The following is a 9,723-nucleotide window of genomic DNA, read 5'->3' as shown; positions in this document are numbered from 1 at the left end:
GGCTCAAACGAGCCGGTGCTCGATGGACGCCATACGGGGCTGAAATGACCGCCAAAGCGCGAGCAGCCTGGTTGAGCGATGCTTGGTCTCCCACCACCGGCTGGCCCCTTGCTGCCTGATTCTACAACTTATGAGTGCTCCCGTTGGGCTTGCCCGCCATTTTGACACCGGTGCCGTCTACGCCAATGGTGCGGACACGAACTTTGCCCTTCAAGAGCGCATGATGGGCCCGTACTTGTTCGCGGGCAGCATGGCTTTGGACATCCCGCAGTACGGTAGACGGCGAAGCGGGAATACCCAAGGTGCGCAGGGCAGCAGCTGTTTGGCGGTAAGAGAGGCCGGCTGCGTAGAGGAAAACGCCGAATTGTTGCGCTCTGCGGCTGCGGCGGACGGCCGGGTCGATGCCTTCAGGATAAACCGTCCAGGTTGTGCCACATTTGGGACAACGCATGCGAAGTTGGGTGACGGTAGAGATTTTCCAATCGCCGATGATGCGAGTGCGCTGCCCGTGGCGATAAGCAAATTCATAGCCACATTGGGGGCATTGCCTGGTCTGGGATGTGATGTTGGGGGAATCCGCAACAGGAGAGACCAACCATTGCACCATTTTGCACCTCTCCTTGGTGTAAGGTTGTATCTATTTTTATCTTACACTATTTTGTCAACCCAAGATGAAACGGTTACGGTGTTACTCGCCGGCGGATTTGCGGTTGTTGTTAGAGGGTACGGGGCTGCAATTGGTGAAGGTAGAATCAGGCGGAATGGTTGATTATGAGCGAGGGCAGTTTGTAGCGACAGTCCCTTTGGAGCAAGCAATGTGGTATGTGGCAGTTTTACAACGAGCGATGTAAAGTTAGTGTAGTGGTCCCCTGATCTTGGACATGTGGTAAAGTAACACGAGCGCCCAAAATCAGGAGAGACCGATGAGTAAACGCAGGACTTACACACCTGAGTTCAAAGCAGCCGTTGTATTGGCTGTCATCAGTGGAACGAAAACGGCGGCCGAAGTCTGCCGTGAGCACCGCATCAAACCATCCTTGCTGACCCGCTGGAAACAGCCGTTTCTTGCCCAGGCTGACCAGATCTTTCGCGGTGATCAAGAGCGCCAACAGGCTGAAATCCGGATCCAGGCACTGGATCGCATGGTGGGCCGGCTGACCTTGCAACTGGAAAGGGCAAAAAAAGCCTCGCTCATGCTGGGCTTGACCGGGGAAGGCAGCGAGTGATGATTGAGTATCTTCATCAAGCCCATGGCTATCCCGTGGCTATGCTCTGCGAGGTGCTTGGCCTGCCGCGGAGCACCTACTACCACCGTCCCACACCGCCTGATGACACGGCCTTAGCCAGGGCCATTCTGGACATCCTGGGTACCTTTCCAACTTACGGTACACGGCGCGTCACTGCCCAACTGCGACGTGCGCCTTACCGGATGCAGGTCAGCCGCAAGCGGGTACAACGGGTGATGCGCCAAAAAGGCTGGCTGCAAGCAGTCAAGAAGCGTAAAGTGCGCACCACGCAAAGCCAACACGGCTACCAGCGTTACCCCAACCTGGTGAAAGGGTTGCAGGTGCAACGGCCCGACCAGGTTTGGGTGTCCGATATTACCTACATTCGCCTGGCACAAGGCTTTGTGTACCTGGCGGTGATTATGGATGTGTTTACTCGCCGCATCCGTGGCTGGGCCTTGAGCCGTCATTTAGACCAGCAACTGACCCTGACAGCGCTGGAGCAGGCCGTGGCAACCCATGTGCCTGAAATTCACCACAGCGACCAGGGGGTGCAGTATGCGGCGACGGCTTATGTAGCGGCTCTGGAGGAACATGGCGTTCATATCAGCATGGCAGGCACGGGAATGCCGGAGGAGAACGGCTATGCAGAGCGGCTGATGCGGATGATCAAAGAAGAGGAGGTGGCGTTATCGGATTACAGGGACTTGAGCGATGCCCGACAGCAGATGGGGCGATTCCTGGAAGAAGTGTATCAGCACCAGCGGATTCACTCGTCGTTGGGCTATCTCACGCCCGCGGGGCTTGAGGCGGCTTGGCTGGTAAAGCGGGCTGAGGAGAAAATTGCTTCAGCCCCCTGATTTGGTGTCCAATTTTGGGGGCCCACTACATTCCGTAACTCTACCATCAAGGCTTTTCAACCCGCCTGAGCGAAAGTCCTAACACTATTTTGTCAACCTAAGATAAAACGGTTACTGTATGAGGCCGAACGTCAAGGCGGCTTCGTGCTGCCCCAAGGCAGCGTTGGGCGGCTATGCCTGTTCAGGCAAGCAAGGTGGTTCCAGCCCGTGGGCTTCCAGGAAGGCGCGGTCGTGCAGCACTTCTTCGGTGGGCGCGTCGGCGATGATGCGCCCCTCATCCATCACTACCGTGCGGGGGAAATCGCGCGCCACCAGTTGCATGTCGTGCGTGGCGACCAGCATGGTTTGGGGGAGTTCCCGCAAGAGGGCGATCAACTGCCGCCGTGCGCGCGGGTTGAGGTTGGCGGTGGGCTCGTCCAGGGCAAGGATTTGGGGCTGCATGGCCAGCACCGTGGCCAGCGCGGCGCGCTTCTTTTCGCCGACACTGAGGCGGTAGGGCGCGCGCTGCGCCAGGTGGCTAAGCCCAACCTGCTCGAGAGCGGCGCATGCCCGCTGCTGGGCCTCTTCAGGGGAGAGCCCCTGCTGAAGTGGGCCAAAGGCGACGTCTTCATACACCGTGGGCGAAAACAACTGGTCATCGGGGTCCTGAAACAGCAGGCCTACCAGCGCGCGGATGGCCGGGAGGTGGGGCCTGGCAACGGGAAGCCCACCGACTTCGACCAGCCCTTCCCCCTGCAGGAGGCCGTTGAGGTGCAACAAGAGGGTGGTTTTTCCAGAGCCGTTAGGCCCCACCACGGCAACCTTTTCCCCGGCGGCGATGGTCAGGTTGATGTTGACGAGCGCGGGGGCGTCGTCGCCGTAGCGGAACGTCAGCCCCTGAATGCGAATGAGGGGGGAAGTGGAAAGCAGTGGTGATGTGGGGGCAAGCGAGGAGCGAAGTTCGGTGCGATTCATCGGTGCACAAGTCCTTCGATGAGCAACAGGAATGCCACGCCCAGCACCCCCAGCAGCCAGTCCCAGGCGGTCAGGCGGCGGTTGGATGACATGGGCCAATCGCCGCGGTAGCCCCGCACCAACATGGCCTGGTAGACGCGTTCGGCGCGCGCGTGGCTGCGCAGGAAAAGCTGGCCCGCCATGTGGCCGGTTACCCGGGCCTGCCACAAAAGGCCGGGGGGGCGCTTCCCCGGCAGCGGCGCAGCCTGCCGGGCGGTGCGGGCACGCTGAAGGCCCAGGGTCTCGGCGGTGAGCACGGCCAGGTAACGGTACATCAGGTGCAGCATGGTGGTCAGTTCGGCGGGCATGCCTAAGCGGCGGAAGGCCCATAGCCATTGCGGGAAGGGGGTGGTCAATCCCAGCAGGGCGATGGCTTGTGCGGCCAACCAGGCGCGTAAGAGGATGCTCAAGAAGTGAATCCCCCCTTCGACGGTCACTGTGAGCGTCCAGCCTCCCAGGTGGAAGGTCATCCACGGCCGCCCTGGCCAGATGAACGCGGTAGAAACGGCGGCCAGCGCAAACGGCAAAGCCACCTGGGCGCGGCGAAGCATTGCCGTCCAGCGGACGCCGCTGAGCATCGCCACCCCGCCCAGCCCGACGGCGCTTAAAAGAAAGACACCCCATTGCCCATCGGGGAGTGCGAGGGCGTATAAGATAAAAGCCAGGGTCCAGACGACTTTCAGTCGCGGGTCGCGCCCCCTGGGGATGGATGGGGCTTCCTGCGGGGGCGCGCAAGGCGAGGAGAGGGTTTTCACGCTGTTCGTCGCAGGGCTTTAGCGATGCCGAAGGCCAGGGCGGTCACCACCGCGACGCCAATGACCCCGGCGAGGATGGTGGACCAGGGCGTATGACTTAGCCAAGGCAGGGTGTAGTCGCTCAGGAGGTGCACCGGCGGCGGGGCTTCCCGGTTCAGGAAGCCTAAGTTGTGGGCTACCCTTTCCAGCCCGTCGGGATTGGTGGAAGCCAACGGCGCCAGCAGAATGACTCCGAGAGAAAGCAGCAATCCCGCGGCAATCCAGCCTCGGGCAACGGGTTGGGGCGCCGTATCTTCCAGCAGGTCGGGGCGGGTGCGCTGCACAAAGCTCAGCGCGGCCACGGTGATGATGGCTTCTCCGATGCCGATGACGGCGTGGACACCCACCATGGCCGGAACCACAACGGCCAGCGCCACGGTGCCGCTCAGCCAGAGTTCCAGCGAGGCGGCCAGCGCAGCCCCTACCACCGAGAGCCACGCCGCGCCCCCCGCCAGCAGCATCTTGACACGCTGGCTGCGGTGTGCCCCCAGCCGGTAGATGGCCGTGCCGATCAGCGTGGTGAGAATGCCCATGTTGAAAAGGTTGGCACCCATGCTGACCAGACCGCCATCCTGGAAGAGGATGCCTTGCACCATGATGACGGCGGTCATGGTCAACATGCCTCCCCACGGGCCGAGGAGAATGGCGGCCAGCACACCGCCTAACAGGTGCCCTGAGGTGCCCCCCGGAATGGGGAAGTTGAACATTTGGGCCGCGAAAATAAAAGCCGCCATGATGCCCATCAAGGGCACCTGGCGTTCTCCCAGCGTTTTGCGGCTCTGGCGCAGGGCCAGGGCCAGGAACGCGGCGCTGACGGCCCATAACAGCAACGCAACGTGGATGCTGAGAAAGCCGTCGGGAATGTGCATCCGATGCGGGGAAAGCAGGGTCGAGAAAACCATGCAGACCTCCTGGGGCGTCGGCTGAGGCGAGGAAACGGTAAAGGCTGTGACGAGAAGCGCTGACAGTAATTATACCCCGCCGCGTGGTCATCTGCTGCAAAATGCGCTTAGAGTTTGTGAAAAATGTCATGGAGGTTCGCGGTGGGGGGTATAGTAGAATAGATGAAGGATTGATGAGGGCGTACTGGCGATATTCCTGATTCCTGGTCCTGGGTTTTTGCGATGCGACAAATTTATCGAACCGGGCAGCCTTTGAGGCGCTTTTCCAAAGAAGATATGTGGGTGTTTTTGGGCGTGGCGGCGCTGATTTATGTCGGTGTGCGGCTGGCGCTTTCGGCGCATGCTACAGTGCCGGGGCCCGAAATTCGTCTTGACCCCAAAGTGTTGCCTTATTACGCCATGCGCTCGTTGCTACGCATGGCGGCGGCGTATTTGCTTTCCCTACTGTTCGCGTTAGGGTATGGGTACATCGCGGCCAAGCACGCCCGCGCAGAGCAGATTTTGATCCCGCTGCTGGATGTTTTGCAAAGCGTGCCGATTCTTTCGTTTTTGCCCGTGGTGTTGTTAGGGCTAACGGCGATTTTGCCCCGCGCGATCGCGGTGGAACTGGCTTCGGTGGTGCTCATTTTCACCAGCCAGGTATGGAATTTGACTTTTTCGTGGTATCAGTCGTTGAAAACCGTGCCCAAAGAATACCGGGAAGCCAGCCGCATCTTTCGCTTCAACGGCTGGCTGCGCTTCAAATCTTTGGAGTTGCCGTTTGCCACGCCAGGGCTGGTGTGGAATAGTATGATGAGTTGGGCGGGGGGGTGGTTCTTCTTGATGGCTGCGGAAATTTTTCAGGTGGGTTCACGCGATTTCCGCTTGCCGGGGTTGGGTTCCTATTTGCAAGAAGCGGCCAACCAGGGAAACCTGCGGGCAATTTTGTGGGGGCTGGGGGCGTTGATTTTGCTCATCGTGGCGCTTGACCAGTTGGTCTGGCGACCTTTGATTGCCTGGTCGGAGCGCTTTACCCTCGAGATGGTGGAGCGCGAATACCCGACGCGGTCATGGTTTTATGACCTCTTGCGCAAGACTTCGGTGCTGCGCTTAGTGAGTGAATGGTTCGCCGCGGTGAGTGAGCGTTTTGATGCCTGGACCGTGCAGCGGTGGGCGTTTGGCGCTTCGCAGGAAGCCGAAGGCGCACCTTCGCGCTGGCATTGGGTCGGCCGGGTGATGGGCGCGTTGGTAGGCGTGGGGGTGCTCTACGCGGCGTTGAGGGGGGCTGGGCTGTTGCTGGAAGTCCCGTTGGGGCAGTGGTGGGGCATTGCGCAGGGGCTGGCGGCAACCACATTGCGGGTGTGGGTGGCGCTGGTGGTGGCACTGGCCTGGACGGTGCCTGTGGGGGTGGCGATTGGGATGAACCCGCGTTTGGCCTCGTGGCTGCAACCCATTGTGCAGATGGTGGCGGCTGTGCCGGCCACGGCGCTTTTCCCGGTGTTTGTGTTGATGTTGGTGGCTTTGCCCGGCGGGCTCAACATGGCCGCGGTGTTGTTGATGTTGATGGGCACGCAGTGGTATTTGCTGTTCAATGTGATCGCAGGCGCTTCGACCATTCCGCAGGACCTGCACTACACGGCGGCGCTCTTGGGGTTGAGCCGCTGGGAACGCTGGCGCACGCTGATTTTGCCGGCTTTGTTCCCTTACCTGGTGACCGGTGCCATTACGGCCAGCGGCGGGGCATGGAATGCCAGCATCGTGGCGGAGTACATCCAGTTTGGGGGGCGCACCCTTCAGACGGTGGGCCTGGGCGCGACAATTGCTTCGGCGACGGCAGCGGGCGATTATCCCCTCTTGTTGGCAGCGACCTTGGTGATGATTGCTACCGTGGTGGCGATCAACCGATTGTTCTGGCGCCGTTTGTATCGTTTGGCTGAAGAACGCTTCCGCATGGAGTAGAACAGATGGCCCAAACGCCCTTTCTTCAATTGAAGCATGTTTCGCAGGTGTACCGCAGTGGCGAGCGCCGTTTTTACGCGGTGCAAGACGTCAATTTGAGCATTCAGGAAGGCGAATTCGTGTGCCTGCTGGGGCCTTCGGGTTGTGGCAAAAGCACGCTGTTGCGCATTATTACCGGCTTGCAGCCGCCAACGGAAGGCCAGGTGCTTTACCGTGGCGAGCCGTTGGTGGGGGTGAACCCTCATGCGACTATTGTGTTCCAGACCTTTGCGCTTTTTCCCTGGCTGACAGTGCAGGAAAACGTGGAAATTGCCCTCAAGGCGCGAGGCGTGCCCAAGCGCGTGCGCGTGCCCCGGACGTTGGATCTGCTGGACCGGGTGGGCCTGGATGGGTTTGAAATGGCGTACCCGCGCGAACTTTCGGGCGGCATGCGTCAGAAGGTGGGCTTTGCGCGCGCGATGGCGGTGGAACCCGAATTGCTGTGTTTGGATGAGCCGTTTTCGGCCCTGGACGTTTTGAGCGCCGAAACCCTGCGTGGCGAGCTGCTGGAATTGTGGGCAAGCGGCAAAATACCCACCCGCGCGATTTTGATGGTTTCTCATAACATCGAAGAAGCCGTCTTCATGGCCGATCGCCTGCTCATTATGGATAAAGGCCCCGGTCGGGTGGTGGCGGAAATCCAGGTCGATTTGCCCCACCCCCGCCAGCGCAAATCCCAGCCTTTTTTGGAATATGTGGACCGCGTGTATGGCATTCTGGCAGGCAAGACGCAGCCGGAACATATCGAACTGGGGAGCGCGCCAGGTAAACCGGGCAGCACCCGCTGGCTTCCGGATGTGCGCTTGAACGATCTCATTGGTCTGGTGGAATATCTCGCTGAGACGCCTGGCCAGACGCATGATATTTATCAGTTGGCCGAGGAGTTGAGCATTGATTCGGACACGTTGTTGAAATTGATCGACGCCCTGGAACTGTTGGGTTTTGCCACGGTAGACAACGGCGACATTACCCTTACCCCCCTGGGCGAAACGTTCAGCGAGGCCAGTATTCTCACCCGGAAAGAGATTTTTGCCACGCGCATTCGGCGCTTGCCCATTTTCCGCTGGTTGATTGAAATGCTGCGCCATGCGGCGGGGCATGCCCTCAAGTGGGATGTGATTCACACGGCCCTTTCGCTGGAACTCCCCCCACCCGAAGCCGAAAAGCAGGGTAAAATTCTCATCAACTGGGGGCGCTACGCGGAAATTCTGGCTTACGACAACGAAGAGCGCGTTATTACCCTGGAGCCAGATGCCTTTCGCCCGGCGTCGTAACCCGAATTGGGAAGGTTTCCGCGGGCGCGCGGCGTGAGCGGGCTGCTGCCGAGGGCGGGGCGTGCCAGTTTGCCCTTGCCTTCCCACAGGCTTTCTGGGGCGGTGGCGTGAGCGGGAAATTTACAGCAAGTACGACGCCACAAAAGCAACAAAAATCGTGACCGTCATCACGATGACCAGATGCAAATCGAATAAACTCAGCACCACGGCCGTCACTCCGCCAATGATGCCCAGCAAAGGGTTTTCCGTGTGGATGATGCCCGGAAAGATGAGCGCGCCTAATGCCGCATAGGGAATGTTTTGGAGCCACCGCTTGAACCTTTCGGGCATGTGGTAGTGTTCAAACAACAGCCCCGGCAACAACCTGGGGATGTAAGTGACCAATGCCATGCCGACTATGATCACGACGGTGGTGGAATTCATGCCTCTGCCTCCCCTGCCAGCAGGCCCAGTGAAGCGCCCAGCGTGGTGGAAACCACGATGGCCCAGCCGGTGCTCATAAAGGAAACCAGCACGGCATTCAGCGCCATGCTGCTTCCCGCGATGAAAGCCACCCGCCACGAGCGCCGTACGTGGGGCATTAGCAGCGCGATGAACATTGCATAAAGCCCCACAGTCATTGAGGCGCTCACGGCCGGGGGAATCATTTCGGCCCCGAAACTCCCAATGGCTGTTCCTGCTACCCAGCCCCCGTAGGCCACCCCCATCAAGCCGGCGGCAAACAAATGGGTGGGGCTGCCCTGGGCGTTGGCGTTCTGCAGGGTGAGAAGCGCGAAGGTTTCGTCGGTAATGCCGAAGGAAAGCAAGGCACGCCACGGCCGGTTGGTTTCCTCGACCGTGTGATGGACGGCCATGCTCATAATCAGGTGACGCAGGTTGATGAAAAGCGTCGCGATGACAATCTGCAGACCGCCCGCGCCGCTCACCATCATCCCTACAGCCATGAACTGGCTGGCACCCGCGAAAACCAGCGCTGACATAAGCACGGCCTCTGAGGGGGAAAGATGTGCTTTGGTCGCCAGCGCCCCGAAAGCAATCGCGATGGGGACGTAGCCCACCGCTACCGGCAAGCCTGCCCGCACGCCTGCCAGAAACTGTGTGAGAAACGGTGTTGGGTGTTCAGGGTTGCTCGCGTTTTGCATGGCCCCACCTTCCCTCATTGGATAGCCTGGCACAAGCCCCCGGCGGTGGCGTTTACTGGAGTTGGGGGCTGGTGCCGATGTTTGTCCATACAACACAGCCACGTTTGTTAAGGTGCGCCTGGTGGCCTTCTTCTTTCGCAATTGCCGCGCCGCGCCGGGGGAAAGCCCGGCCGCGGCGCGAGGTTGCCCCTCTCGCGGTGAATTTTCGCGGGGGTGCAAGCAAAATGTGTAGAAATGGCTGCCTTGTCGTGGAAAACGTCCTTGCCCCACTTTGGCTCGCTTCGCTCGCCGTTTCTCTCCTCCCCCACTGGGAGAGGAGAGAAAGCCGCCCCCTGAGCGAAGTCGAAGGAGGCGGCTTGAGGGGTAAAGGCGAAATCACCCTTCTACAACATTTGCCTGCACTTTTTTCGGGGGGAGCACTCAAATGTTGTAGAAAAGGAGTCCTCTGGTATAACAGAGATAAACGCATCATCTATCTCTCACCAAAGGACTCCCAAATGAAGTCTACCACAGAACGCATCACCCAAATCAAAGACCTCATCGTTGCTGAACTTC

The 9,723-nt window shown here is 59.8% G+C and carries 10 protein-coding genes; 4 read left to right on the top strand and 6 right to left on the bottom strand.

The window, feature by feature from the left end:
• Window positions 1-121: 121 nt before the first annotated feature.
• Window positions 122-607: a hypothetical protein gene (locus tag ENJ54_02620; protein HFC08740.1), complete on the bottom strand. Its 486-nt coding sequence runs from the start codon at window positions 605-607 to the stop codon at window positions 122-124.
• Between the two features lie 316 nt (window positions 608-923).
• On the opposite strand from ENJ54_02620, the gene ENJ54_02615 reads away from it, so the two are divergent.
• On the top strand, window positions 924-1,226 hold the full coding sequence (locus tag ENJ54_02615) for a hypothetical protein (GenBank protein HFC08739.1): 303 nt from the start codon (window positions 924-926) through the stop codon (window positions 1,224-1,226).
• Window positions 1,226-2,086: an IS3 family transposase gene (locus ENJ54_02610; GenBank protein ID HFC08738.1), complete on the top strand. Its 861-nt coding sequence runs from the start codon at window positions 1,226-1,228 to the stop codon at window positions 2,084-2,086. The genes ENJ54_02615 and ENJ54_02610 overlap by 1 nt, the downstream gene beginning before the upstream one ends.
• A 171-nt stretch (window positions 2,087-2,257) precedes the next feature.
• On the opposite strand, the gene ENJ54_02605 is transcribed toward ENJ54_02610, so the two are convergent.
• From ENJ54_02605 to ENJ54_02595, 3 genes are read right to left on the bottom strand one after another with little or no spacing between them, the layout of a single operon-like run.
• On the bottom strand, window positions 2,258-3,040 hold the full coding sequence (locus ENJ54_02605; protein ID HFC08737.1) for an ABC transporter ATP-binding protein: 783 nt from the start codon (window positions 3,038-3,040) through the stop codon (window positions 2,258-2,260).
• Complete coding sequence (cbiQ, locus tag ENJ54_02600; GenBank protein HFC08736.1) at window positions 3,037-3,834, bottom strand: cobalt ECF transporter T component CbiQ; 798 nt, start codon at window positions 3,832-3,834, stop codon at window positions 3,037-3,039. The genes ENJ54_02605 and cbiQ overlap by 4 nt, the downstream gene beginning before the upstream one ends.
• Window positions 3,831-4,742: a cobalamin biosynthesis protein CbiM gene (locus tag ENJ54_02595; GenBank protein HFC08735.1), complete on the bottom strand. Its 912-nt coding sequence runs from the start codon at window positions 4,740-4,742 to the stop codon at window positions 3,831-3,833. Before ENJ54_02595 ends, cbiQ begins: the two co-directional genes overlap by 4 nt.
• Window positions 4,743-4,997: 255 nt before the next feature.
• Here ENJ54_02595 and ENJ54_02590 point away from each other — a divergent pair, with 255 nt between their 5' ends.
• Both ENJ54_02590 and ENJ54_02585 read left to right on the top strand, forming a co-directional pair.
• Window positions 4,998-6,713, top strand: a complete 1,716-nt coding sequence (locus tag ENJ54_02590; GenBank protein ID HFC08734.1) for an ABC transporter permease subunit — start codon at window positions 4,998-5,000, stop codon at window positions 6,711-6,713.
• Window positions 6,714-6,718: 5 nt separating this feature from the next.
• A complete protein-coding gene (locus ENJ54_02585) occupies window positions 6,719-8,026 on the top strand; it encodes an ATP-binding cassette domain-containing protein (GenBank protein HFC08733.1) in 1,308 nt (435 codons plus the stop codon).
• 120 nt (window positions 8,027-8,146) lie between these two features.
• Here ENJ54_02585 and ENJ54_02580 read toward each other — a convergent pair whose 3' ends face one another.
• Entirely contained in the window at window positions 8,147-8,449 is a 303-nt protein-coding gene (locus ENJ54_02580) for an AzlD domain-containing protein (protein HFC08732.1), read from the bottom strand.
• A complete protein-coding gene (locus ENJ54_02575) occupies window positions 8,446-9,168 on the bottom strand; it encodes a branched-chain amino acid ABC transporter permease (GenBank protein ID HFC08731.1) in 723 nt (240 codons plus the stop codon). The genes ENJ54_02580 and ENJ54_02575 overlap by 4 nt, the downstream gene beginning before the upstream one ends.
• Between the last annotated feature and the right edge of the window lie 555 nt (window positions 9,169-9,723).

The organism is Chloroflexota bacterium (assembly GCA_011322445.1).
Classification (GTDB): Bacteria; Chloroflexota; Anaerolineae; order Anaerolineales; family DRMV01; genus DRMV01.
This window is presented reverse-complemented; position numbering and strand designations above follow the sequence as displayed.